This is a genomic window from Candidatus Polarisedimenticolia bacterium (genome assembly GCA_036004685.1).
Lineage (GTDB): Bacteria > Acidobacteriota > Polarisedimenticolia > Gp22-AA2 > AA152 > DASYRE01.
This window is the reverse complement of the sequence record DASYRE010000048.1, coordinates 70,761-96,773: the sequence shown is the minus strand read 5'-3', so window position 1 is coordinate 96,773 and position 26,013 is coordinate 70,761. Positions and strand designations below refer to the sequence as shown.

Here is a 26,013-nt window from a genome sequence, read left to right as displayed (position 1 = left end):
CCTGGTGATCACGGCCGGCGGCCTGCTCCTTGCCCGCCCGGCGCGCCACGACGGTCGATCCGATGGTGGTCCTGAGGGACGAATAGCCCTCCTGAAGCCTCCCCGAGGGTCGCGGTATAATGTCCGGCCCTTCTGGAAGGAGACAGGATGACCGAAACGGAGACTCCCGCCGCGCCCGGGGAGATCGCTCTCCCCGCGGAGGCGAAGCCTCCGGAATCGCCGTCCGCGGCCTCTTGGCTCTCGGCGCATCGCCGTGAGGCGACCTGGATTCTCGCCGGCCTCGCGCTGTTTCTGCGACTCGTCTACATCTTCCGGCTGTCGGGGACGCCCTTCTATTACCCCGACAGGCTCGACCCTCTGTTCTATTTCAGCTGGGCGCGCGAGATCGCCGCGGGACACTGGATCGGCGACAAGATTTTCATCCAGAGCCCGCTTTACGCCTACCTCGTCGCCATCTTCCTGAAGATTCTCGGGGAGCGGTGGATCTTTCCGCTGCTGCAGATCGCCCAGGCTCTTTTCGGAGTCGCGACCTGCCTGCTGATGGTGCGGATCGGGCGGCGGGTTCTGGGAGAGACCGAAGCCTGGATCGGCGGATTCCTCGTGGCCCTCTACGGGCCGTTTTTGTTCTACGAGGGGATGGTCATGAAGACCTTCCTCTCCACCTTCCTCACCGTCTATCTGATCGACCTCTTTCAGAGATCGGAGGGAACGCGGCGGAAGCAGCTCGTGCTCGCCGGGCTCGTGTTCGCCCTGACCTCGCTGGTGCGCGACAACTTCGTCCTGCTCTTCCCGTTGCTGATCGTGGGGCTATGCCTCGCCTTTCCCTCGATCCCGTCCCGGGCCCGCCTGCGGGCCTGTCTGCTCTTCACGCTGGGGGCGGCGGCGGGAATCCTCCCGGTCACCGTGCGGAATTACTACGTCGGGCGGGAGTTTGCGCTGCTCACCACCGGGGGCGGCGAAGTCTTCTACATCGGGAACAACGCCGACGCCAACGGACGCTACCTGCCTCCGCCCTTCGTCCACGCCGATCCGATGCACGAGCACGACGATTTCATCGCCAAAGCCTCGGAGCTGGCGGGCCGCGAGCTGACTCCCGGGGAATCCTCTTCCTTCTGGCTGCGGCAGGGACTCTCCTGGATCGCCTCCAACCCCGGGGCCTGGATGCGCCTGCTCGTCCGGAAGCTGATCGTCTTCTGGAACTATTACGAGCTGCCGGACAACTACAATTATTACGAGGTCCGCCAGGTGCTCCTCCAGCCCCTGAGCGTGGCGGGCCTGATTCTCTACCTGCCTCTGACCCTGATGACCTTCAGCCTGGTGGCGCCGCTCGGCTTGCTGGGGATCGCGCTGACCTGGCGGCGGTGGCGGCAGCTTCTGCTGATCTACCTGATCCTGTTCGGCTACATGGGGACGGTTCTCCTGTTCTTCAATTTCTCGCGCTTCCGGGTCCCGATCGTCCCGTTTCTCTGCCTTTTCGCCGGGGCCGCGCTGCTCGCCGCCTGGAGAGAGGCGGAACGTTGGCTTCGTTATCTTCTCGCCTCGGGGAAACCCGCGGAGGACGAGGCGGCGGCCGCCCGGGCGCCGTCCGACGCCCCCTGGGCCCGCTTTCGCGCCAACCCCTGGCTCCTGCTCTATCCCCTCCTGTTCCTGCTGCTCCTGGGGACGGTGAACCTCGCCGGGACGGGAGGGCGCGGCGTCTTTCCGGCGCTTCAGACGGAGCTGAGCCTGGGCGACGCCTACCGGCAGCAGAACCGCTTCGCAGAGGCTGAGCGGGAGTACCGGCAGGGGCTGCAGATCCTCGGGGACGAGCCGCTCGACGCCGCCACGGCGGCCCGGCTGGGCGTCGACCCGACGCGGATGCGCCAGGAGGTGGAGAGCGAGCGGATGGCTCAGGGAGTGAATTTCAACACCGTCCGGGCCGGACTTCATTTTGGCCTCGGGGCCCTTTGGTTCGATCGAGGAACCGAGCTGCTGCCGACCGATCGCGGGAAAGGAGAGGATTTGATCCGGCGCGGCATCAGCGAGCTGGAGACCGCGGCGAAGGCGGTTCCCTACCCTCCTTTCCTCAGGAAGCTCGCGGAGGCTTATGCCTCGAGCGGCAAGGAGGCCGAAGCCGAGAAGACCTACCGGGGAGCGCTCCTCCTGGCTCCGGACGATTTCGGCATCCATTACGATCTGGCCGGCTTCTATTACGATCGCAGGCGCTACCCCGACGCCCTCTCCGAGATGCAGGAGTCGAAAAAGGCCAAGAAGCGGCTGTCGTCCTTCGAGCTTTCGGACTACCACTTCGGGATGGGATTGATCCGGCTGGACGGGTTCGCGGATCGGGAAAGGGCCTTGTATCACTTCCAGCGGGCGCTCGCGATCAACCCCGACCACCGGGAAGCGAAGCGCATCCGCGAGCTGATCGACCATCTGACGAAGGGGGGCTTCCAGCCGGTCCCGGAGGACTGAGCGCCCGCTCAGGGCTCCTCGGAGTCGGAAGCGAGCTCCCGCAGGACGTTGCGCGCCGCTGCCTGTTCTGCCGCCTTACGGGTCCTTCCACGGCCTTGCGCGAGCAGCTTCCCTTCCAGCGTGAGCCCCACCAGAAAATTCCGCCGATGCGCCGGCCCGCTCTCCTTCAGAATCTGGTAGCGTGGGGTCGGGTGGCCGCGCGCCTGGAGAAGCTCCTGAAGATGGGTCTTGGCGTCGCGGGCGTCGGGAAGGCCCGATCGGACCAGCTTCTGGATGTCGGCCGCGAACTGGCGATCCAAGAAGCCGCGGGCCTCTTCGAAGCCGCCGTCGAGATAGATCGCCGCGACGACCGCCTCAAACGCGTCGGACAGGAGCGAGGTCTTGGTCCGCGCTCCGACCTTCTCCGCCGTCTTCCCGAGGAGCAGGTGCGGCCCGATTCCCATCCGGCGCGCCTTGGAAGCCAGGGTCTCGGCGTTCACGAGGGAGGCTTTGAAGCGCGACAGGTGCCCTTCGTCCCGCAGCGGGAAGGCCAGGAAGAGCTGTTCCGAGATCAGGCAGCCCAGGAGCGCGTCGCCGAGGAACTCCAGCGGCTCGTTGTCGAGCCCTCCGCCCGCGATCTCATGCGCGTAGGAAGAATGGGTCAGCGCGCGCCGGAGAAGGTCGCGCTTGCGGAAGCGATAGCCGAGCCGCTCCTCGATCTCGGGCGTAGCTTCCCGCGAGGGGCGGGTCGTCACGATCCACCCAGCATCTCGATCCACGCCTTCTCTTTGGACTTGGCGTTCTCCTTCAGCTTCTCCTGCAGCACTTCGGCGGCTTTTCGGTGCTGCTCTGCGAGATCGGGGAGCTTCAGCGCCAGATAGACCTCCGACAACGCCAGGTGAACCTCCGCTTCCGCCGGAGTGAGCCGCCCCTGCGCGTAGGCCCATTGCAGGTAGCGCCGCAGGAACTCCGCCGCTCCTTCCGGGTTCTTCTGTTCCTTCTGGATCATCCCCAGGTAGTAGAGCGTCAGGGGAGCCGATTTCTCCCCTTCGTGCACCAGGACCTTCTTCAGGTCGGCCTCGCTCTCCTGGTAACGGCGCAAGTAGAACAGCGCCCGGCCGTGATTGAAAAGCACCGAGGGATCCTCGGGGGCGATTCCCACGGCGGTCTTGAGGTACAGCTCGGCCCCCTGGTAGTTCTGGCGATCGGCGGCGTAATCGGCCAGGCTCAGCAACGTGGGGACGCTCCTGGGATCGGCTTCCAGCGCCTTGTGCCATTCGGCCACCGAGCTGAGCTGCTCGTGGCGGAGGTAATGGGCATCGCCGAGAAAACGGTGCCCGTCGGCCGCGTCGCCCCGGGCGATCAGTGTTTCCGCCAGGTCGGCCGCGCGCACCGCGTCGCTGGCATCGACGGCTGCCTGGGCGACGGCGGCGAGCCGCTCGTTGCCGCGGGGGCCTTCCGGGAGAGGGGCGATCCTCGCCCCCAGCCCGGTCGAAAAACGGTCCATCTCCTCCAGGGTGGCGTCGGAAGCCGGCGGCGCGCCGGCCCGGAATCCCGCCCATGAGAGGGGCGCGGCCGAATCGGTCAACAACCGGCCGTTCCGCGCGAACGCCTCCAGGCCCTTGCCTGAAAGGCGGTGGCGGATCACCAGCGTCGCCGGCTGCGTGAACCCCAGCCGGCCCAGATCCGATTTGATCTTCTCGGCAGCCATCGCCGACTCGAGCCGGTCGAGATCGAAGCGGATCGGCTGCGCGGCTCCGAGGAGGAGCAGCTCGTGATAATAAGTCTGCATCACCATCACGTCCGGGAAGACGGAGCGGGCGGTGGCGATCACGGCGGCGACGTCGGCTCCCGAAAGCCCGGCGACCTGCAGGGACTGGGCGAAAAGGCCCCGGTCGCGCAGGCGCGAGGCCGCCAGCCGGTAGAACGAGGCGGTGAACAGGAAACGCTGCGAGGCGGCCTCGGGCAGGGTCGGCCTGCAGAGGATGACGTCGTAGGAAGCGGGCGGCTTGCTCCGAAGAAGCTGCCGCGCATCGTCGACGCGGATCGTCATGCGTCGATCGGCCCGGGGGGAGCGGTTGGCCGGCTCGAAATGGCGCGAGGCTTCGATCATCGCCGCCTCCGGCTCGGCCACCTCCAGGGCGGCCAGGGGGTGCAAAAGCGCCGAGCCCGCCCCGATTCCCGTCCCGTACCCGATGAGAAAGACGTTCCGCGCCGCGGGTCTGATCAGCAGCGGAATCTCCGCTGCGAGAATCTGAGGGACCAGATCGATCGAGGTCGTTCCGACCGCCACTCCCTCCTCGGTCAGGGCGAGGACCGGGCTGACGTCGGCGGCGATGCGCTCCAGCGCGACCGTCCTCTCCCCCCCTTCACGGTAATAGGCGAGATCGGTCTTGAGGCGCGCCGCTCGATAGGCGATCGGATCCCCTTTGAAGGCGCTCAGGATCTCCTTGGCGTAGCGATGCACGCCGGAAGTGAGCAGGCGCGGCTCGCCGGCGAGGGGACGCAGCGTGACGAGAAGCGTGAGCAGCAGGGCGGCGGCGATCCCCGCGATCCGCGGCCAGGGATGAAGCGGTTGCGACAGCGCGAGCGCCACGGCTGAAAAGGCCAAAAGCAGGCCTGTCGCCGCCTGGAGCGCCGATCGGAAGCCGCCGGGGGTGATGATCCCCGCCGGCACGACGGAGGCCGCCAGGGCCGCACCCGAGAGGATTCGGGCCAGCCAGAAGGATCCTGCCGAATTCCGCGGGCCCGCGCGCCGTTCAGGAGTTGCCAACAGGGGAAGGAGCGCGCCGAGCGCCAGGCCGGGAACGGCCACGACGAGGGCGGCGATCCCCCACGATTTCAGGGCGAAGGAAAGGGGCGCTGCCCGCGCCAGCGGGGCGATCGAGAGGTAAAGCAGAGGAAGCCGGTCGAGAAGTAGAAGCGTTCCGGCCAAGGCGACCCCCGCGGCTCCGCAAAGCGCCGCGATCGCCAACTTCCCGGGGACCGCAGGCCGATACCCGGCTAGCACCAGCGAGCCGAGCGCGCCGAATGCCAGGAACAGCCCCGCGGTGCGGAACATCGCTTCGGGGAAGGGGCCAAAGAGCAACCCGAGTATCCTGTCCCAAGCGAGAAGCGAAGTCACGGCGGCGGCGCCCCAGAGGATGGCGCCCCAGCGTCCGACCCGGTCGGTGGCGGGTAGCGAGCTTTCCCCAGCGCCGAGGCGTGCCGACCCTCGCTCTCCCATAGGAGTCGCGAACCGGCTCAGCAGGATCGCCGCCAGCAGACAGATCCCGGCGGAGAACGCCATGGCCTTTTCTCCGCCAACGGGGAGAAGACGAAATCCGGCGAGAACCGATCCCAGGGAGGCTCCGGCGCAGAGGAAGGCAATCTTCAGGGCCGCCCCCCGGCGGCTTTCGGCCACCGGGAACTCGGCGAGATGCTTGGCGAATGCCCAGCCGAGGCCGACCGCTGGAATCGCCACGGCGAGGAATGCCACGATGAGCCGGAGAAGGAGCAGCACCCAGGAGGCCCCTCCGGCCAGCCGGGTCGCGAAGCCTCCCAGCGGCTCGAGGATCGGCAGGATCCAGGGGGAAAGCGGCAGGAAGAGCGCGGCGGCGATCAGGGGCGCGCCGCCCGCACGACTGCTTCGCGCCAGGCGCGGGCCCAGCGCCATCCCGGCGAAAAGGGCTGCGGCCGCCGCCCCCCGCGCCGGAGCGGTTCCTCCAATCACCGCACCCAGAAGTCCGGAAAGGGCCGAGAACGCCTGCGCCGCCCCCGCCCCGACGAGAAGAAGAGCGACATAAGATCCCCACTCGCTTCCCGCACCGCCGGCGGCCTGCCGCAGCGGCGCGGAGATTTCGTTTTCGCTCACGGCCATTCGTCGGGCCTTTCAGCTCTGGGATGGTGCGGAGAGAGAAATATTCCGCGCGTAACGGCGCATTATAGCGCAGCGCCGGCGCCTCCGCCGGAAGGCAAGAAAGAGCCACCGGAGGGCCGGTGGCTTGATTCAGGTCCATTCGGTCGAGGCTAGCTGGTGATGGGTCCGCTCGGCCCGCAGGTCCCGGCATCGGTTTTGGCGCACAGCAGCGCCCGGGTTTCCGATTTCTCGCTGTGGACGATGGCGGGCTTCTCGTACGGCTTCTTCTTCATGGGGATCCCCTTTTTCTTCAGTGGACCTCGAAAAAAAAGCCACCGGCCCCGAGGCCGGTGGCTTCCTTTCTGAATCGGGTGCGATGAGAACTAGCTGGTGATCGGCCCGTTGGGTCCGCAGCTTCCGGCGTCGCTCTTAGCGCACTGCACCGCCCGGGCTTCCACCTTCTCGCTGTGAATGATCGCGGGCTTCTCGTACGGCTTCTTCATTATGGAATCCCCCTCTCCTCTTTTTAGAAGCTGGCCGGGCCGAAGCGCTCCTTGGCCCCGTTGGTCTTGACAACTTCCACGAACACGGCCGTGGAACCCTTGAGGTCGCCCGCCTTTAAGTCGGCGCTGTAGCTGGCGCCCTCGCCCGTAGTCCCCTTCTTTGCCGGGATGAGGGAGGAGTTGAGCTGCACCTCGCCGCCGCTCTTCTTGGTGCCGATCAGGTTGAAGCCGGCCACGGTCAGCTCGGCCGTGGTGTCCCAGGAAACGTTCGCCTTTCCGGACGTCTTCGAGGCCACCAGGTTGAGCACCCGATCGGAAGCCGGAGTACCCGTCGCCAGGTTGACGCCGGCCGTCGCGTTCACCGACACGAACTGCGAGTAGACCGGCTGGTGCTGGACGCCCAGGGCCAGGACGGCACCCGGGTCGACGCGCAGGGCCAGCGCGAAGAACAGACAATCCGTCGCTCCCGCAATTTTCGGGACGAACATATTGCTGAGCTGCGTGCTGGTCGGGCTGTTGGACGCGAGGATCACCGGTGCGAAGGCCTGCTCTCCGGCATCCAAGATTCCGTTGAGGTTCAGATCCTGCGGGAAGTACGGTGAATAGTTAGTGGCGACGGTGGACGTCCCGCTCGCCGGGTAAGCCGCCAAGGCGCGGGTATCGCCAGCCGGAAAAGCGCCCACACCACAGGCGCCGCGCTTGTACATCAGTTGCAGACCGCCGTCCAGATTCCTGGGGCAGTTGATCGCCTTGGAGGCCGCCACGGCGCAGTCGTCGAGGATCGGGATCGTGCGCGCCGCGGCTGTGATGTTGACGTTGCATCCCGCCGTGGTGCAGCTCCCGGCCACCGGGAAGACACCGGGCTGGGGAATCGTGCCGCAGGCGGTATCCGGGGGCTCCTTGGTCTGGAAGGCATCGCCGCCGCAGGGATCGCCATCAATGCTGAGCGCGCCGGCCTGCTCGAAGAAGTAGGCCTGGAGCAGCTCGTTGGCGTCCACCGAAAGAACCGCCACCTTGGCGAGATTCGGATTGCTCGAGCTCTTCCCGGAGATCATGAAGTCGGTGACGCCGACCGTATTGCCTCCGGTGGCGCAGCTTACGTCGGTTTCTTGGACGTCAACGTTGGAGACGCAGCCGTCGGTCCCGAAGTTTCCCCAGTTCCCACCGATGACGTAGTTCTCTCCGCCCGTGTTGCTGAGCATTCCGGCGAAGGAGGCAATCCCCGAATCCACCCCGCCGGCGGTCGTATTGGCGGAAGTGTTACTGTTGACGGCCCGCTGGACGCCCATGTGGTGCAGCCAGAAAAAAGCCTCGGGGGCGGTTCCGCAACCGGTGAACTGGCCGACGCTCTGATTCAACGGCACACTGTCCGCGCAAACGGCACTCGCGGGACGCGCCGAGGCAGCCAAAGCAAGCGCTGCTGCCGCCACAAGCACCAGAATCTTCTTCCCGAGCAATTTCAGATGCATTCTCTTCCCCCTCTCAGAAGGTAGCGACTTTGTTCTCTTTCCAGGTACATCTTTTGACCCGCAGTATACAGCATTTTAGAAGTGAGGCGGGAAGAAAGGTCCAAGGTTTCCGGCAGTCGATTTCCGGACCTGGATCGCCTCGCCGATGACCAGGGAGAAGTTGAAGGCTCCCCCGGGTCCCGATCCGCAGGTGTGGGTCGTAAAGCTGCCGCTCACGGGATCGAGCCGGATGACCGAAACCGCGTTCGTGAGGTTCCCCACGGTGACGCAGACGTCGTTCGCCTTAGCCCAGGTGCAGTGGTAGGGCACGCTGAACCAGTTGGCGTTCTTGGGAGAGGTCGTCGTGGCAAAGGGCGCCAGGAACGTCAGCTGGGAGCTTTCGTTGCTGGCCCCGACGAAAATCGCGTTGGGAATCGCGGCCAGGGAGCTGACATAGCGGACCGCCTTCAGCGGGTCGATGGTGAACCCGGGGCCCGCGCCGTTGCAGGTAAAGTTGGTCGCGAAGGTCCCTGTCGCGGGATCGAGCTGGGTCAGTGACTGGGCGGCGCTGACCGAGCCGATGGCGTTGCAGAAGGCCTTGGCGTTCGGATAAGGGTGGTTGTAGGGGAGCGAGATCCAGTTCACGTTCTTCGGGGAGTTGAGCGTTGAGAAGGGGCTGAAGAGGGCCTTGTTGATCTTGAAGCCCATGTTTGAAGCCATCAACAGGCCGCCGGAGGCGCACATGACCGCCACCGCTACCCCCACGATGACCCACGATTTCCAACTCATCTGTCTGACCATTGCGACGACCCTCCTCGACCCTTTGGAATCAGGTTAGGCAACCTTCCCCCGGGCGCTCTTCTGGTGAGAGAGAATTCCCCATTTACTTACGGTCAAACTGCGACTTGTCAAGGCAAAACGTTTATCTGAACGGCAGGGTTTCCCCTTCCGGAATCGGCTATTGGACCCGATAGTAGACGACCTGGCCACGCGCCGGCTCGGAATCGGTCCAGCGCGTTCCGCGCACGGCATAAGTCTCCGCGGCTGTGAAGTTTCGCGGATTCGTGGTCTTCTGGACGCGATAGGTCTTGTGATTGCCGTCCTGCCATTCGAGCGTCACCCCGCCCGAGGAGGCCTGGGTCACGCTCATCAGGTGGACGGGGTCGTTGGAGTAAACCGTTTCGCTCGAATTAGTTGAATGGTTGAGGCTCAGAAGGGCAACGCCCGACGCCAGCACCAAGGCGAGAGTCGCGGTCGCGAATGAAACTCGCGAGGTCTGCAGAGACGCCAGGAAGCTGGCCAGGGTCCAACCTCTCGAACCCCGGGTATCCCGGCAGCGCCGCACCAGGCGGCTGCGCGCCGCCTCGTCCAGGTCTATCCTGATACTCTTCAAGGAGTTGATGGCGTTTACCAAGTCATGATCCTGCAAGGGCTCTTTCATGAAACCCTCCCTTCTCTTCTTATTAATACCGGAGTCGCGTCAGAGGCGTTCAGAAAAAGAAGGAGGACCGACGGCAAGCCATGGAGTTAGAGGCAATTTCCGCTCATTGGGACCCTGACCTTGTTCGACGTGGATCGCCCGTACGAGCCCTTGATTTTGGGGTCCTGAGTCCGCATGAGATAAAAATAGATGGTCCCGGTGGGCGGATTGACGGAATCGGAAGACAGGGGGTCGGGGGAATCGTTTTCCACGCAGGAAACGACCCCGAGGTCGATTTGGCTCGCGCCCTCGCTCATCAACCCTACCGTGCCGCGGATCACGTCGTAGACGGAGGCTTCGAACATCGCCGGCCAGGAGACGCTGGTGAGGCTTCCGACCTGGCCCAGCGTGAGCAGCGGGAGCTGGCTGGCGTTGAGGAGGATCGATACGGTGCCGTCCTGCTCGTTGCTGCAAGCGAGGTCCACCTTGCCATCGGCATTGTAATCGGCCAGGTTCACGGCGCGCGGCACGGAGCCGACTCCCAGCCGGACCGGCACTCCGAAGTTTCCGGTGCCGTTCCCCAGAAGGACGGAGAGCGACCCCGACGAGAGGTTGGTGACGACCAGATCGTCCCAGCCGTCCAGATTCAGGTCGGCGATCAGACCCCGGGACGGATCGGGCCCGGACGCCGTCGGCGTCATGGGCGTGAAGTTCCCGGCGTTGTCCCCCAGATAGGCCGAAATCGTGGCGTCGAACTGGTTGGTGACGACGAGATCCTGATCGCCGTCACCGTCGAGATCTTTCAGAATGGGGAGCTGGGGGGAGGTTCCCGTCGGCGTGGAGGTCGTCGTGGTCGGGAACGCGCCCGTCCCCGCGCCGGCGAGGAACGCCGCCCGATTGTTGCCGCTGCCGGAGACGATCAGATCGCGGTTCGCGTCGTTGTTCACCAGCCCCACCGCGATGCCGGAGGGGGCGATGCTGCAGGTCCCACCCCCCGGACATTGGGCATTCGACGTGCAGGCCGCCCCCGGATTCGAGCCTCCGATACAGATCGCGTTGTTTCCCCCGGTGTAGCGCGTCGCCGAGCCGAAAGAGGTCCCCGACTGGAGGAGGACCGAGATCGATCCGAGGGGAAACGCCGTATCGCCTCCGAGAAGCGCCACGGCGACGTCGGGATGGGTCGTGTCGGTGTCGTTCAAGGGGCCCGCGGCCATGATTTGCGGATCGAGACAGTTCGTCCCGGTGCTGGGGTTGCAGCTGGTGCCGAGAGAGAAGTCGAGCCGGGCGCCGAAGACGCCGGCGCCGTTTCCCGGGAAGACCGCGATGGCATCGGTCCCGCCGACGAGGACGGCGACGTCGGCATTGCCGTCGGAAGTGAAGCGATCGAACAGGACCGTTCCTGCCTGCGCGTCCCCCGGCTGGCTTCCCGGCAGGAGCAAGGACTGCCAGGAGCTGAAGGTCCCCGTGCCCGAGCCCTGGACCAGGGTTACCTGGTTCAGATCGCTCTCGGCAATCGCCAGGTCGATCGTTCCGTTGCCGTTCATGTCGGCCGAGGCGACACTACTCACCGTCGAGCCGGGAGGCAGCGCGTAATTGGGGGTCGACGTGAATCCGCCGGCGCCATTGCCGATGAGAAGGGAAACGCTGGAGCCGGTGATGTTCGCCGTCGCCAGGTCCAGCGCCGTCGAGCCGGCATAGTCGACCGAGACGATGTCCGAGGGGGTCGAGCCGATGGAGAACGTGCCGCCCGCCGTAAACCCGCCGAAGCCATCTCCAGTGAAGATCTTGATCCCGCCCTGGCCGCCCGAAAGGTCGAGGCCGATGGCGAGGTCCTGCTTGGCGTCACCGTTGTAGTCGCCGACCGCCCCGGTGAACGAGCCGGCTCCGACCGCCAGAAGCACGGGAGTGCCGAAGCCGAAATCGGGATCGCCGTAAAGAATCCGGACGTCGGTGCCGGCAACGCTCCCGACGACGAGATCGGGAAAAGCGTCGCTATTCAGGAGGCCCGACGTGATCGATTCGGGACCTGGACCGACGGTCGTCTGCTGAGGCAGGCAGAAAAAGGACGGGCAGGCCAGGGCTCCGTAAGCGACGGTCACGGTGCCGTTGGGAGGCGGCTCCTGGCTGGTGTCCCCTTCGCTGACGACCGCGATGTCGACATTAAGATCGGCGTCCCAATCCCCTGTGGTCAGCGCCACCGGATTCAGCGGCAGGGGGATCGCCGATCCGGCAACCAGCGTGAAAGTGCCGGTGCCGTTGCCGCTGTAAAGACGCACCTCGTTGGTGCCATTCAGCACGACGACTAGGTCTTTCCCGATCACGCCTGGGTTCCGGTCCACCGCGGCCATCGCGATGGGATGCGTCCCCAAACCCGTCGAGACCGACGTCGGAACGCCAAAGCCGCCGGCTCCGTTTCCGAGGAAGATCTGGATAAAGTTGCCGGTGTAGGACGCGACCGCCATGTCGAGGTTGGCGTCGGTGCTGGGGTTGAAGCTGCCGAGCACGACCGCCGCGGGCGCGTCGGCCGTCGCGACCGAGGTCGCCGGACGGAACACGCCACCCCCCGCCCCCAACAGGATCGAGACGGTGTTCGACGTCTGGCCGGCGACGACGAAATCTCGCTTCCCGTCCCCGTTGAGATCGCCCGAAGCCATCGAGCGAGGGTTCCCGCCGACCGGCAGGTCGCGGCGGACTCCGGTGAAGTCGAGCTGCGCGTAAGCTCGGGTGGGAAGCGCCGTCCCGATTACGACTAAGGACAGGAAGAGATAGAGCGGGCGTAACGAGCGGCTCAAGCCACCCGAGATCGAAACCATCGCCAACCTCCCAAGGCCCCCTCCCCCTCGCGTTTCGATTCCCTCTCAGGGAAGCCTGGGGCAAAAAAATCAGGGGCCACCCGAATTCAGAATCGGGTGGCCCCAAAAAAACGCGGCTACCTGCCAAGCACTACCGGACTCGGGTCGCGACTTTTTCGACTCTCACGGCAGCGACCGGGTTCGGGTTCACGAAATTGAGGCAGGAGGACGACGTCACGGTCCGCACCGCCTGGGCGTAGATGTCATGACCGCCGTGGCAGTTCTTGATGTAGGCGCCGGCCGTTCCGCCGTAGAACGCCGAGCTGAACCCTTCACCGGTGGTGCACCGTCGGCAGGTTAGGCTCACGCCCGCCGCTCGATCGCCGCCCGGGCTGCGGTAGACGACCTGGAAGCGCGGGCAGTTCCACTCTTCCACCGTCTTGAAGCGGATCCGGCAGTCACCGAAGCCCGCGTCGTGCGTCGGACGGGCCTGGACCACGCCGAACTTGTCCTCGCACGCGAGCCCGAGGCCGTCACCCAGGCCGGAAGGCGTCTGGCTGGCGTTCGGAGTGCGCGGGCAGTTGTCGGCGGGCTGTCCGTGACCCTCGGTGATGTTCGGGAAGACGCCGCACTTGCCGGCGTTCTGGAGGACCGGATCGCAGGAGCAGATGCCATCTCCGTCCTTGTCATTGAAGCCGACCTGGCCGGCCGCCGGAGCCTCGAACGGGCAGGGGTCGCAGGCATCGCCGGGACCGTCGCCATCGGTGTCGAGCTGCGACGGGTTCGCGGCATTCGGGCAGTTGTCCAGCGAATTGCAGATGCCGTCGCCGTCGGAGTCGTTGCCGGCGTCGAACGGACAGGGATCGCACGCGTCGCCCAGACCGTCACCGTCCGCATCGGCCTGGCTGGAGTTCGCGACGCTCGGGCAGTTGTCGACGTCGTTGCACACGCCGTCACCGTCCGAGTCGCCGGAGGTCGGGCAGGCGTCGCAGGCGTCGCCCACGCCGTTGCCGTTGGCATCGGCCTGATCGTAGTTGATGGCGAAATCGCAGTTGTCGCAGGCATCGCCGATTTTATCGCCGTCGGAGTCGGTCTGGCTGGCGTTCGCGGCATTCGGGCAGTTGTCGTTGTGGTCGATGACGCCGTCACCGTCGGCATCGCCGGCCCCGCCGATGGCATCGGCGTGGGCTGACGCGAACTTCCCTTCGAAACCGCCGTCCCAAACCGGGTTGTAAGCCAGGAAGAGGCACTTCCCCGCCGGAGCGCTGGGCGCGCTCAGGGCGGTGCCGGCATTGGCTCCGGCGGGAAGCGGAGAGGCGTTGAGCTTAGTCCAGACGCTGCCGGTGTGATCTCCCGTCAGGGGTCCGAGAGTGCAGGCAGCATGAGACCAATAAACGTTCCAACCGACGAAAATCGGCCGGCTCCCACCGGCGCAGTCGCTGGACAAGTTGATGCTCGGGTTGGTGGCGCAGTCATCGCGCGAAGAGACTCCCGGCCAGGCCAGCGAGAAGGAGGTGTTCGGGGAACCCGGCACCACCGAAGAGGCGGTCGGTTTCGGGAGAGAGCTGCAAGCAATGGATCCCAAGGGGGTGCCATTGATGACGTCTCCCAGGACGACGTCCAAGGCGTAATACTGGAAGGGCTCGTAGAAATCGGCCGTGACGGCGGAGTAGATGCCGAGGTGGTTCGGCGAGCCTCCACCGTTCTCGTTGCTGACGACCATGGCCATCGCAGCGAGCGTTCCGTCCGCCTGGAGGACTGCCGCGTTGATGGGACACCCATCCACGCCTGAGTTCCCCCAGTCGCCGCTGAGCACCATACCGGACGCCGCAATATCGACCCGCACGGAACTCGTGCCAATGTCGGTTCCCCCAAGCGCACCGGTGGTGGAGGCGTCGCCATGGCCGACCAACCAGAAGGTTCCGCTCGGATTCGTCCCGCAGCTGATGGCGGCGCCGTCCTGGCCCAGGAAAATCGGCACGGCGTCGGAACACACCGCACGGACGGGCGTAGTGCCCATTGCCAGCGCGACTACTGCCACCAAGACTGCCGGCAACGCAACTTTCAACGCTTTACACATATCTTCCCCCCTGAATGCACATCAAGGACCCCCGAGGACGCCGCTGGTTTCCATATCGAGATCAACTTCTTTGTTTCCAGGCAGATATCAAAAATAACGGCGCAGAAGAACGCACCTTGGATTTTCGCTGTTGCCCGAGAGGCTCCGCTTCAAGCTTAAGTACTCTGAAAGGAAAGATTGTCAAGGGAAAAATACTTGTCCCTTCCTTACTACTATCAATACTGTCACTCAGTCGGGAATGTTCAGCCCGCCCACAAAATCTTCAGGATTTTTCACCCGTCCGAGCTGCGTCACGACCTTGCGGAGTTTCTGCAGGGCGGAGGACTTGTGGCGCCGGACGGTGATGGCGGATATCCCCATCGCCCGAGCGATTTCTGGGGTATCCATATCTTGTAGTTCCTTGAGGACAAAGACCATGCGCTCCTGCTGCGTGAGAACTTCCATGCGGGCCAGCAGCTTGGCGCAGATATCGGCGTTCTCGACACTCACTTGCAGCCCCCCCCAGCCATCCCGCGCCGCCTGTCCTTCCTGGAGGAGGCCGTCCCATGGGACTTCCCCGCGATCGCGGCGGCTTCGGAGAGAGTCGTAGACGACGTTCACGGCGATTCTCCAGAGCCAGGCCTCGAACCTCTGTCCGGCCCGGAACCTTCCGAGATAGCGGAAGACCCTGAGAAAAACCTCCTGGCAGGCGTCCTGGGCGTCGGCCGGGGAGAGGCCCATTTGAACGGCCATCCCGAGAAGGCGCCGCTCGTGGAGACGGATCAGCCCCTCGAACGCTTCGAGATCGCCCGATCGGATCCGGGCGACGAGCTCTTCCGTCTCCCGGCTCTTGCGCTCGGCCACCTCCATGGCCGCGGCGTCGGTCGCGGACATCGATACCTCGTCAGAAGGGAGAGAGATTGCCACGTGGGTCGACGGCGATGACGTTGTAGTAGTAACGGGCCCCCGCCGGGTCGGGAACGTCCACGAACGATCCCGTCACGCCATCGATCAGCAGGCTGGCGGGACCGATCGACCGCCGGGGGAGCACGGAATTCGATCCATAGACGGTGTAATGGTCGATACTTGTCGGCTTCCCCGTCACGGTCGTCGTCACCGGGGTCCACGACAGGCGGATCATCCCGGCATTGGGCGAGGGCGCAACCTGGAGATTGGGAATCCCCGACGGAAGATCGCCTCCCAGACCCGAGGAGAAGCCGTCGCTGTCGCTCGCCGAGACGAGATAGAAGCCGGCATCCGGGGTCGTCGCTCCGCCGGAATGCGTGTAGCCCGGGCTGGGGGAGGCCGGAACGACCGCAATCCGGTTCAGCGCGTCGGAAGGAACGAAGGTGGGGGTGTTTCCCCGGTAAACGCTGTAGTGGTCGACCACGGTCGGGTTGCCGTAGATGTTGGTCGTCACCGCTCCCCAGCTCAGGACGAGATCGTTGCCGTTGCGCACGATCGTCAGATCCTGGATGGTCCGCGGCGGAGCGATCCCCAGGAAGACATGGGGAGCTCCGGAGACTTCAGCGCTCGGCGCGCTCTGAATCCCGGAGGTGTTCACCCCGCGCACGACGACGTAATAGGGCACCCCGTTCGTGAGGCCCGCCAGGATGAAGGAGGTGGCGAGCCCCGCGTCCCGCACGGTCGGATAGCTCCCCGGCACGGTCCCGAAGGCCACGAGATACTTTTGGATGTCGGGCTCGGGATTGCCCGTCCAGCTTATTTCGAGAGTCGAGCCCGTTCCCATGTCCCGGGCTTTCACCCCTTGAGGCGCGACCGGCGGGGTGAGGTTCTGAGGAGTGGCTCGGCGACATTCGGGGCCATCGGACGAAGGGGTGGCACCGCAGTCGGCGTTCGTATTGGTGACGGCGCCCTCGAATCCGCCGGAATCCACCGAGACCGCCCGATAGAAGTAGGTGGTGCCGTTGGCTACGGTGGTGTCCGAAAAGAACGTTCCGGTGACCGGAGCGGGGTTCACTTTGGTATAGGGCTGATCGGGAGCCAGAGCCCTGTAGATTTGCGTCCCGGCGGCGGACGGATCCGCGCTGGCGGACCAGGAGAGATCGACTTTCGCGTTCCCCGCCGCAGCCGCGAAGCTCGTAGGCGGCGCCGGCGCCGGAAGAACGAGTGACAGCGCCGGATCCCCGAGGTAGGCGTAGGCCTGCATATCGACGATCGCTCCTAGCTGAAAGAGGACGTCCCGCGCCCGATGGGTCAGGGTCCCCAGCTCGCGAATCTTCTGTTCGGCGAAGAGATCGCCGAAGAGCTGTTCGCTCACGACGGTTCCCGTGAGCGTGAAGGAGATTCCCGCCGGAGCGAGGTAGGCGACGGCGCCCCCGGACCCCGATTTCAGGAACGCCTCGGCGATCGAATCGATCCCGACGGCATGAAAACCTCCAGAGAGACAGTCGGAGTTGTAGAAGAAGGGCTGGAAGGCGCCGTTCGTCAAGGAGGGGACGTCGGCCGGCCGGAAGAAGACGTCGTTTCCGAGGATGTCGAAGGCACCGTGGCCGATGAACATCGCCAGGGCCGGGTGGGCGGTGTTCCAATGATCGATGAAATCGGCTTTGAATTGCGCCACCGGACCGTTACCGCCCGTCGGGGCGTTGTAGGGAGGCTCGGCGTAGTACTGCTTCGTCCGGGTCCACGGGGCCTCAAAATGGGCGGCGTTAGCATCGGCCAGCAGCTCGAACGTCTGAGTCTCCTGCGAGGTGTTCCCGACGTCGGCCACGAAATACCCGTCCGAGCGCCACGCGCCCGCCGGCGGGGATTGCGCGTAGGCGAGGATCTTGGAGAAGACGGTGTTCGCCTGCGCGACGGTCCGCACCGGGATCCTGCCGTAGAGGATGTCCGCCGTCTGATCCCCTCCCAGGAAGGACGCCAGCCAGTTGTCGGCGGCGTGGTACCTCAGGACGGCCTGATTGTAAAACATGATCGGAGTCGGCACGAGATCGATCCAGTCCGCGCGGCTCAAGGTGTTCTTGAAATCCCAGACGGCGTCGCCCACGAAGAGCACGTAGGAAGGTGGCGCCGACGTTCCCGCCGCTCCGCTCCAGTTGGCGTGGGCGTAGGCCAGGAAGGAGCGGATGGCCTCGGGATGCTCGATCGAGTTGTTGAAAGCATCGTAGATTTCGCCGATGAGAACGAGCCGCGTCTTGAGGCCGCGGACGTTCTGCAGGTAGCTCACGAACTGGGTGTAGGCGCTGCCGGGACCCGGGTCGATCAGGCTGGGGTGGGCCACGATGAGATAGTCGGCTTCATTCGTGGTGTCGAGAAGATTGTTCGGGGCCTGAAGATTGACGGAGTCCGGGGACAGAGTTCCGCCCGGCCCCACCACCAGGAATCGGCGCGTCGCGCCGGTGGGAGATCCCTCGAGCGGCACCTGGAAGGTGATCGTTCCCGGCCCCATCGATCCGTTCGCCACGAGACGCGGCTCCACCGTGTCGGTCGTTCCGGACAAAACGCGGCTCAAGTCGTAGACGAGGACGGGCGCGCCGGAAAAGCCGCTCACCGAGAATTTGGCGGCCTGATTGGGGAAGGCGAAGGCGAGCCGATCGGAAACCGCCTGAAACAGCCGGCGGTAGGAAATCTCCACGTAATCGGCAACGACCTGATCGAGGGGCACGGTCGGGACCGCCGGGACCTCAAGATGCAGCGTCGAGGGATTCGTCAGGATCGATTGGCTGGCGCTGGTGACGTGGTCGAAGACGAGTTCCCCGTCCCAGTCCTGCGTCGTCGTCGTGGCGGGAACGGCGTTGAGTGTGATTCGCGTCCGGTGATCGGGATTCACGGCCTCGTTGAACGACACGCCTCGAAGTCTGGCGGTCACCGAGGCGGTGAATGCCGATCCGGAGATTCCGGGAAGGGGGATGCTGATGTCCCGGGAGGCGGAGTTGGACGCGTCAGCGGTGAGAACAGGCAGCCAATAGAAGGGATCATGGTCGTTCAGCGGCATGAACACGTCGTTCGTTTCGGCGTGCGCCGTATCGACGAAATCGGGCTGGACGGTCAGCCCGCCGGGCGTCCCGTCGAGAGTCGCCATGCGCAGGCGCGCCGTCGAGGCCGTGGCATCGAGAAGGTAGACGTTCACGTCGGTCGTGTCGTTGTACTCATAGATCGGCGGGGCGCACACGGGGTTTTCGGGGGCGCTGCAGTTGACGATGGTGAAGGGTTCGCGCTGGGCCTGACCGTAGAACTCCAACGCGTCGCCGAGGTCGAACGAGTCGTCGGCTCCCCCAATCACCCTCATGGGGACTTCCAATCCCTTGTCGCGGAGGCGGAACGTGTTCGGGTTCTGGCCCAAGAGGGCCGGGACGGCGCAGGAAGGAGCGGAGGCGCAGCTGACGCGATAGATTCCGTCCTGATGGACGGAGATGTTGTAGATGGGCCCGCCGGTCGATTCCGGACTCGGGGGGAGGACGCTGTCGCTGGAAGCGGGTCGCCGGTAGGAGACGGCCTGCTCGTAGTTGAGCAGCCCCGCCCGGTAGAATTCCTCGAGCTTTCGGTCCCTCCCCTTGCCGGAGTCGATCGATCGACGCGAGCCGGTCGCGGCTCCGAAGCTCACTTCGATCTCGATTTCCTCGGTGATCCGTCCGATCCCCGTCACGGGATTCACCTGGACGGGCGTGACGATCAACTCGACGTATTTCTGATCCCGCATCCATCCGACGGCGCCCAGCGCAAGCGGTTGAGAGGGATAGTCCGCGTCGCGCCCGTAGACGGCGGAATCGGGACGATGGACCGGACGGCGCGGCGCAGGCTCTGCGGCCGTGACGGCCTGCGGTTCAGCCACCTGCTGCGATCCCGCGGCGCTGGGGACCGGCTCGGGACGCAGATCCGGAATCATCCGACTCTTCACGCGCAGGATCCTGAGTGCCGGCTCGCCTTCTTCCGGGATTCCGATCCGTTCGATGCGCACCGGGACCGCTGGAGCGCCGGGGCGAGGCAGCGTGCCGAAACCCTCGAGCTGGAGGCGGACCATGCCGGTGAGGTTCGGGCTCGGCAGGATGGCCAGGGGCGGGATCTTCAGGGTGGTATGGAAAGAACCATCCGGGCTGGCCTGCCGCGAAGCGGTCACGGAGCTCCCGGCCAACAAGGCGACGCAGGCGAGGATCCCCGCTCGCCGCAAGGGGCGCGGCGTCCTCATCCCTGCAGGCGGCACGCGGCCCCCGGGAAGCCGGGCTGGGCAACGATTCTGTCGGATGGACTCACCTTTCGAGGCCTATAAATATACGGCCACTGCGGCCCGGAGTAAAGATGATTCCCCCGGGTCTAGCGGCCGATCGAGGCAGGAAACTCCTCTGCCATCAGACGCTTGTAGGATGGATCGGCGCGGAGGGCGCGCAGATCGGGATCGGCCGAGATATGGCTGGCGTCTCGGAAGCCAAGGCGGATCGCGTGGCGCAGCTCCTCGATGGCGGCGGCCTTCTTCCCTCGCAAGGCATAGGCGCAGGCGAGATCGTAGGAAACCTCGGTCGGGTATTGGGGAGACAGCTCCGCGGCGGCCTTCATGAAAAGCTCTGCGTCGGAATACTCTTTGCGGAAGATGGCGAGGTGCCCGAGACGGTGGTAGACGTCCGGTTCGAGCGGGAAAGTCTTCTGCGCCTCCTTGAGCAGCGCCGCGGCTCCGGAGAATCCTTCGCCCGATTGGGGCTCGGCCGCCTCGAGGTCCATCATGAGGCCGGCGACGTGGAGCAAGGGAAACAGTCCCTCAGGATCGGTCTGGGCCAGACGCTCCCTTTCGTCGACCAAGGCGTATTCTTTCTTCAGTTCGACCGCGAGATTCGCCATTTCGAGAATCGGAAGCGAGCTGGCGAAGCGACGAGGGTCGGGAAGCGCTCGCGCTTTCGCCCGCTCGGCCGTCGGATTCACATAGCCCTTCTCCCGGAGACGCTTAGACAGATCGGAGGGAAGCCCGCGCCCGGCAAGAAAGTGCGCCGGCGGAAAAGGCGATGCGGCCGCCATCCGGCGGCGGGCCTCTTTCAAGACCAAGACGCCGGTCTTGAACACTGCGCCGAGATCCTTCTCCTGCCGCGGATCGGCGGAGACGTCGTAGAACTCGTCCGCGGCGCCGGCGATCAGACGCTGGCTGCCGCGAGCCATCAGCTCAAGGGGAGCCCATCCGAAGACCTCCCGCCCCAGCAGCGCCGCGGAATAGTAGACGGCAGGAACCGCGGGAGCGTTGGCGAAGAGATCCCGCCCGGCGGAGCCGGGCGCCGGGTCAAGGCTGAGGAGCCGCTCGACCGTCGGGAAGACATCCACCGTCCCCGCCAGATCCGCCGATCGGCTGCCGCGCCGGAAATCGCCGGCAGGAGTTCGGACAATCAGCGGAACGCGGACGGTTGAATCGTACAAGAAGATCCCCGAACGCGTTTCGCCATGCTCGCCCAGGCCCAGGCCATGATCCGACGTCAGGATCGCGACGGTGGAATCCCAGAGCTTCTTCTTCTCGAGGATCTCCACGACCTCGCCCAACCGCGCGTCGAAGTCCTGGACGTGGGCGGCGTAGGCCGCCCAGGCGGCCTCTTGGTCTTTTTCCGGAGGGGGCGTCGGAGCGCTTGGGTCGATGAAATGGATCCAAAGGAAGAAGGGGCCGCCCCCGAGCCCCTCGATCCAGCTCTTGGCTCCGGCGACCACCGCGGACCCGGTCCGTTGCGACAGCTTCCAGACACCGTCCGCGGGCGGCCTGTAGCCGTCCTGGTAAAGATCGAATCCCTGATCCAGGCCTCGGCCGGCCCAGAGCCGGGAGGTCGCCACGAAAGCCGCCGTGGCGTACCCCTCCTGCTTGAGTCGCTCGGCCAGGGTGAGCGCGGATGCCGGCAGACGATTCCTATAGTGATCGTCCCAGACCTGGTGTTCGAACGGCGTGCGGCCGGTGAGGAGGCTCGCCACGGCCGGCACGGAGGAGACCGAGGAGGTCAGGACCTGCTCGAACAGGCGCCCCTCCGCGGCGAGGGCGTCGACGTGGGGCGTCGCGATGGCCTGCTTGCCGCCGTAGCAGCCGAGACGGTCGGGCCGGAGGCCCTCGGCGGTGATCAGAAGCAGATTCAGGCGCCGGGGAGCAGGAGAAGACGGGTTGGCAGGAGCCGCGAGCGGCAGCGCGCCGGAGCCGGCAAGGAGCCATAGAGCGAGGACGAAGCCGCGGGCGCGGCCGGTCCGGGACGAGACGATCACTCCCCGCACTTGTCGAACGTGTTCCCGAGGCCCTCGATGACTTCGCCCGCGTCGGCGCGGGTCTTGAACTCGAGATAGGCCTTTTTGCGGTAGCGGGCGGTCAGCTCGGCCTGGTGGTACATCTTGGTAGGATCGCCCGTCTGCAGCCACGCGACCCCGGCGCAGAAGGCGGTGAACTCCCCCACCTCGGAATTCTTGAGAGTCGTCTTCGGAATCTCCTCCGCCACGCGCCGGACCTCGGACAGGACGGTGGAGCCGCGCCAGACGTCCCGCAGCGAAGCGACCTCCAGGATGTTCGCCACTTTCCGGCGCCACTGCACGCACGGATAGATATTGCCGTAGGGATCCACGGCGAAGCCGCTCCGGCCCGTTCCGCAGACAGCGGGAATGTCCTTGTCGTCCCGCTTCAGCGGCACCCGCTCCTCCCGGACGTCCTCGAACTCGGCCGACCACCACCGCTTCATGAACTGCTCGTCGGCCCCCATCTCGAGCGGCTCCTGATCGCCGTCGTCCTTGGGGGTGATGACGGGATCGAAGTGGAGGTCGGCATCGAGATCCTCGGCCAGCGTCTTGATTTCGCGCAGCTCGTTCATGTTCAGGCGCGTGATGGGAGTCTTGAGCAGCACCTTCATCCGACGCTTGCGCAGCGCCTTGACGCCGTTCACCAGGCGCGCGAAGGAGCCGGGGACTCGGGTGAGCGCCTCGTGGGTCTCCGGGCGAGCGCCGTGCAGGCTGATCTCCATCTCGAAGGGGCGCGCCTCCTGGGCGAGCCTCTCCGCGACGGCGTCGTCGATCAGATAGCCGTTCGTGTAGATGCGGATGGCGAAATGGAGGCGCTGCGCCTCCTTGGCGATCGCGAAGAAGTCCTTGCGGCAGAACGGCTCTCCGCCGGAAAGGGTGATGAAGAGCACCCCGAAGTCGGCGATCTTCCGGAGAGCCTGGAAGACCTGGTCGGTATTCAGCTCCTTCTGGCCCGTCGGGCAGTTGTAGCAGAAGGAGCAGGCGTGGTTGCAGATGTAGGTCAGCTCGAAGAGCGCCGAGTACGGCGTCGCCGACTTCCAATTGCGCGCGATCATGGCCTGGTACGGATTCATGCGTTACTCCAGCATATTGTTACGCGCCAGAAGCTCGGCGAATTCGTTCACGTCCTGCTCGGCTGCTTCCGGAGTCGTTTCGTACTCTTCGCTGATGACCGCCGCGATCTCTTTCACGCCGCGGCTCCCGTCCATGAGATCCCAGATCCGGGATCCGGTCTGGTTGAGCACTTTGATGTAGGAGCCGTCGGGAAGGACGATGGTCGCTTCCCCTTCGAAGATGCGGAACCCTGCCGTGGGGTTCCGGCGGAGCGGCCGCGCTCCCGAGTCGCCCGGCTCATCCTTCATGTCTCCTCCGACAGCAGGGCCCAGAACTCCGGCGATTTCCGGAACCGGAGCCGGTAGACGGGGACCGCTTGGACGGCACGGCCCACGACTTCGAGAGCCCGGGATCCGCCCCCTCCTTCCATGACGAAAGGAAGGCTGGCGAGCAGCTCGGCGGCGGCGCGCGCCGGCGAAAGGCGCTCGAGCGAATCGGACGGATGCTGAATCAGGCGGTAAAACCCGGCCATGGGGAAGGCTTCGGCGGTCTGCGGCGGCGCGCGGTAGACTCCCCGGAAGGGGACGGCGCATGCCTCGAATCCACTCGCTCCCTCGCGAATCAGCACCAGGTCGTCGCTGAGAACGACCTCCGCCTCGGAGAGGAGGGTCACCGTCGTCTTCCCCGAGCCGGAAGGACCGAAGAAGACGTGGGCCCGTCCGTTCCGCACGAGCCCGGATCCATGGAGGACGAACCCCCCTTCCGCGATCACCCGGTGGGCCGTCACGCTTCGCAGGTAATTCTCCACCGACCGATGCAGCGCCTCATCCCCCGTCTCCGTCAGGGCCAGCTGCCCTTGCCTCGCCGAAGGGTCGTACCAGCCCGCGAAGTCGTAGGAGTAAGCGAAGAGCCGTTTCCCGCGGCTGAACTGCTCGAGACGGTAAAGCTCGGGCATTCCGCGAGGATCGCTTCGGGGACGCAGGAACGCGGGAACCTCCGCCTCGACGACGGTGACCCGGACGTCCTCCGGAGAGAACTCATCGTCGCGCACGAAGATCCCGTAGCGGCTGCGGATCCGAATCTCATCCTCAGGGGCCAGCCCTTCGAGGCGCAAGCCCAGTCCCGCTATCGCAATCCGTGCCGACCCCGTTCCCCGCCGCTTGAGGTTTCGGGTGAAGAAATCGGGCGTGGGGTGGAATTCCAACTCTCTGGCGAGGTTCTCGATAAGCCTCTCCGTGATGGCGCCGGTTGCCGCAGCGTCGACTGTCGCCCGCGCCGCTCGCGCCTTGACGACCGAGAGAGCATCGGCCTAATTGTAAGTCAGCTCGGAATATACGATAGAAAGCCGCGACTGTAAAGGGGAATCTGCCTCTCCTCGCCTGCCTTCCCGGCCGATCCGGCTTTCAGCGAATATAGCCCAGGGAGCGAAGCCGTTCCAGAACTTCAGGATCGAAATCGGAGGCGCGACTGTCGGCAGGACGTCGCTCGCCGTAGCCGGCGATGGAGGGGAGCCCGTTAGGATCGCCGAACACCGCGCCGTCGAGGCAGGCTTCCGCGGGCCTCCCTGCCATCTCCCGGGAGAGCGGCAACCCCGCGATCCGCAGAAGAGTGGGGGTGACGTCCAGAAGGCGCCCGCGGACCGTCTGGTGCCCGATTCCACGCCCGATCATAAGAAGAAAGCCGGAATCGCCCGCGGGATCCGACTCCCGGCCGGGGTCGCCCTGGATGAGGAGGACGTCCCCGGGCCGCCGCGCCGCGGCCATCTCCTCGACCCGGGAATCGACGTAGTCGAGGTGCGCGATCAGAGAGGCCGCCCTCTGCACGCCGCCGGCGGGATGCTCCGCGCCTTTGAACCCCGAGGCGATGAGGTCGCCGCCGTTCAGATAGACCGCGACCAGCGGCCAGTGCCCATCCTTCCAGGCATCCGCGGCCCGATCCAGATGATAGGTGTCGAGCTCTGCTCCTGCCACGCCGGGATCCCTCCCCGGGCGCCCCAGACTTCCGCGCGGGTGCAGGCGCAGGAATTCGGGGAATTGGGCGCGCAGGCGCTCGAATTCCTCTCGAGGCGAAATCTCCCGGTCGGGAGGGCCGCCCGCGTCGAGACGGAAATAGGCCCGCTCGGTGATGAGGACCCCTAGACCCTCCCCGGCCGGCCAGGTGGCCCACCAATTCACGACGTAGGATGGGCGCCCGAGATCGCTCATGATTTCCCAAATCATCTTGTCTTGGCGCGAGACCCCCGAAACGGGGATCTGACGCACCGGGGGCAGCCAGGGCGCCATCCATTTCGCCGCCCGAAGCAAGGGACCCGCCCAGGCCGAATCGCCGACCGGCGCATCGATCCCCGCCAGAGTCGCCGTGTCGACCCCGCGGATCCCGTGGCGCTCGGGCGGGAATCCGGTGGCGGCGCTCACCCAGATCGACGGGGGCTCCGCCGCCGGCCGCGACAGGCCGACGAGACATCCTTGCGCTTGGAGCGAGGCGATGTACGGAAGATGGCCCGCCGACTTCAAGGTCCGGAAAAGCTCATCACCGAGGCCGTCGATGGCGACCCAGAGGATTCTCCCGGGGGCAGGATGCAGCGCGGCCGGGGGAATTCTCGCAGCACTCGACGATGTGGAGCGATTCCTTCCCCAGGGCGCCAGGATCAGCGTCCCCACCAGCAGGAGGAGCCCGATCGAGACGACCAGGCGGGCCCGCACGCCGCCGGCCCGGGGCGCGGGGAGGCGCCCGGGCCGAATGAGGGAGAGCAAGGCGGCCAGGGAGGTGAGTCGGCCGAAGGCCAGGCTCAGAGCCAGGATGACCGCGATGACCGCGAACTGCGCCGCCGGGCCTCCGCCGCCGCGCCCGTGCCACCAAAGCGACAGGTAGAGGGCCGCGGCCAGAGTTCCGGTCACGCCCACCGTGCGCGCGATCTTCCCCGCGTCCCATCGCGATCGGGGAGCGACGCCCACGAGCAGGCGGGCGAGAAGAGCGCAACCGATCTCGAAGACCGTCATCAGGAAGATCGAAAGCGCGGCGAGATAGACGCCCAGAAGCGCTGTCTCCCGGGAGGTCAAGAGGGGCTGCCGGCTGAGCACGAGGACGAGCAGGAGAGCCAAGCCGAGGAAGGCGCCGGAGAGCAATCCGGCGCGCAGGCAGCCGACCAGCCAGCCGGCGCGGGATCCGGCGTCCCTCAGCATCATCCGATCCAGGCCGCGATCGAGATAACCGCGCCGGCGCAACGCGTCCCGGAGGGATTCGATCGGATCGCCCGCGGATCGATCCATG

At 65.7% G+C, this 26,013-nt stretch carries 16 protein-coding genes; 1 reads left to right on the top strand and 15 read right to left on the bottom strand.

Annotated features, from left to right (window positions below; genetic code table 11):
• Nucleotides 1–147: 147 nt before the first annotated feature.
• Nucleotides 148–2,454 carry a hypothetical protein gene (locus tag VGR67_13045; protein ID HEV8337337.1) on the top strand — a complete coding sequence of 769 codons (2,307 nt, stop codon included), beginning with the start codon at nt 148–150 and terminating at the stop codon, nt 2,452–2,454.
• 8 nt (nt 2,455–2,462) lie between these two features.
• On the opposite strand, the gene rnc is transcribed toward VGR67_13045, so the two are convergent.
• From rnc to VGR67_12970, 15 genes are all read right to left on the bottom strand, one after another.
• Nucleotides 2,463–3,212 (bottom strand): ribonuclease III, encoded by a 750-nt coding sequence (rnc, locus tag VGR67_13040; protein ID HEV8337336.1) that lies wholly within the window; start codon nt 3,210–3,212, stop codon nt 2,463–2,465.
• A complete protein-coding gene (locus VGR67_13035) occupies nt 3,185–6,286 on the bottom strand; it encodes a hypothetical protein (GenBank protein ID HEV8337335.1) in 3,102 nt (1,033 codons plus the stop codon). The genes rnc and VGR67_13035 overlap by 28 nt, the downstream gene beginning before the upstream one ends.
• Before the next feature lie 155 nt (nt 6,287–6,441).
• Nucleotides 6,442–6,564: a hypothetical protein gene (locus tag VGR67_13030; GenBank protein ID HEV8337334.1), complete on the bottom strand. Its 123-nt coding sequence runs from the start codon at nt 6,562–6,564 to the stop codon at nt 6,442–6,444.
• A 233-nt stretch (nt 6,565–6,797) separates the two neighbouring features.
• Nucleotides 6,798–8,231, bottom strand: coding sequence for a hypothetical protein (locus tag VGR67_13025; GenBank protein HEV8337333.1), 1,434 nt, complete (start codon nt 8,229–8,231; stop codon nt 6,798–6,800).
• A gap of 87 nt (nt 8,232–8,318) precedes the next feature.
• The gene (locus VGR67_13020; GenBank protein HEV8337332.1) at nt 8,319–9,023 is read right to left on the bottom strand and encodes a hypothetical protein; all 705 of its coding nucleotides are present in this window, start codon (nt 9,021–9,023) and stop codon (nt 8,319–8,321) included.
• A 157-nt stretch (nt 9,024–9,180) separates the two neighbouring features.
• The gene (locus VGR67_13015) at nt 9,181–9,663 is read right to left on the bottom strand and encodes a hypothetical protein (protein ID HEV8337331.1); all 483 of its coding nucleotides are present in this window, start codon (nt 9,661–9,663) and stop codon (nt 9,181–9,183) included.
• 86 nt (nt 9,664–9,749) lie between these two features.
• Nucleotides 9,750–12,455, bottom strand: coding sequence for a VCBS repeat-containing protein (locus tag VGR67_13010; protein ID HEV8337330.1), 2,706 nt, complete (start codon nt 12,453–12,455; stop codon nt 9,750–9,752).
• 130 nt (nt 12,456–12,585) lie between these two features.
• Nucleotides 12,586–14,220, bottom strand: coding sequence for a thrombospondin type 3 repeat-containing protein (locus VGR67_13005; protein HEV8337329.1), 1,635 nt, complete (start codon nt 14,218–14,220; stop codon nt 12,586–12,588).
• Between the two features lie 522 nt (nt 14,221–14,742).
• Nucleotides 14,743–15,387: an RNA polymerase sigma factor gene (locus VGR67_13000; protein HEV8337328.1), complete on the bottom strand. Its 645-nt coding sequence runs from the start codon at nt 15,385–15,387 to the stop codon at nt 14,743–14,745.
• Between the two features lie 10 nt (nt 15,388–15,397).
• The gene (locus VGR67_12995; protein ID HEV8337327.1) at nt 15,398–19,573 is read right to left on the bottom strand and encodes a C25 family cysteine peptidase; all 4,176 of its coding nucleotides are present in this window, start codon (nt 19,571–19,573) and stop codon (nt 15,398–15,400) included.
• 194 nt (nt 19,574–19,767) lie between these two features.
• Entirely contained in the window at nt 19,768–21,669 is a 1,902-nt protein-coding gene (locus tag VGR67_12990; GenBank protein ID HEV8337326.1) for a sulfatase-like hydrolase/transferase, read from the bottom strand.
• Complete coding sequence (locus VGR67_12985) at nt 21,666–22,763, bottom strand: radical SAM protein (GenBank protein HEV8337325.1); 1,098 nt, start codon at nt 22,761–22,763, stop codon at nt 21,666–21,668. Before VGR67_12985 ends, VGR67_12990 begins: the two co-directional genes overlap by 4 nt.
• A gap of 3 nt (nt 22,764–22,766) precedes the next feature.
• A complete protein-coding gene (locus VGR67_12980; protein HEV8337324.1) occupies nt 22,767–23,051 on the bottom strand; it encodes a PqqD family protein in 285 nt (94 codons plus the stop codon).
• Nucleotides 23,048–23,947, bottom strand: a complete 900-nt coding sequence (locus VGR67_12975; protein HEV8337323.1) for a hypothetical protein — start codon at nt 23,945–23,947, stop codon at nt 23,048–23,050. The genes VGR67_12980 and VGR67_12975 overlap by 4 nt, the downstream gene beginning before the upstream one ends.
• A 199-nt stretch (nt 23,948–24,146) precedes the next feature.
• Nucleotides 24,147–26,012, bottom strand: coding sequence for a hypothetical protein (locus VGR67_12970; protein HEV8337322.1), 1,866 nt, complete (start codon nt 26,010–26,012; stop codon nt 24,147–24,149).
• Between the last annotated feature and the right edge of the window lies 1 nt (nt 26,013).

Excerpts from the sequence above, each read along its gene's own strand:
- VGR67_13045 (HEV8337337.1), top strand. The coding sequence starts at position 148 with ATGACCGAAACGGAGACTCCCGCCGCGCCCGGGGAGATCGCTCTCCCC.
- VGR67_13030 (HEV8337334.1), bottom strand. The coding sequence starts at position 6,564 with ATGAAGAAGAAGCCGTACGAGAAGCCCGCCATCGTCCACAGCGAGAAA.
- VGR67_13020 (HEV8337332.1), bottom strand. The coding sequence starts at position 9,023 with ATGGTCAGACAGATGAGTTGGAAATCGTGGGTCATCGTGGGGGTAGCG.
- VGR67_13015 (HEV8337331.1), bottom strand. The coding sequence starts at position 9,663 with ATGAAAGAGCCCTTGCAGGATCATGACTTGGTAAACGCCATCAACTCC.
- VGR67_13010 (HEV8337330.1), bottom strand. The coding sequence starts at position 12,455 with ATGGTTTCGATCTCGGGTGGCTTGAGCCGCTCGTTACGCCCGCTCTAT.
- VGR67_13000 (HEV8337328.1), bottom strand. The coding sequence starts at position 15,387 with ATGTCCGCGACCGACGCCGCGGCCATGGAGGTGGCCGAGCGCAAGAGC.
- VGR67_12985 (HEV8337325.1), bottom strand. The coding sequence starts at position 22,763 with ATGAATCCGTACCAGGCCATGATCGCGCGCAATTGGAAGTCGGCGACG.
- VGR67_12980 (HEV8337324.1), bottom strand. The coding sequence starts at position 23,051 with ATGAAGGATGAGCCGGGCGACTCGGGAGCGCGGCCGCTCCGCCGGAAC.
- VGR67_12970 (HEV8337322.1), bottom strand. The coding sequence starts at position 26,012 with ATGGATCGATCCGCGGGCGATCCGATCGAATCCCTCCGGGACGCGTTG.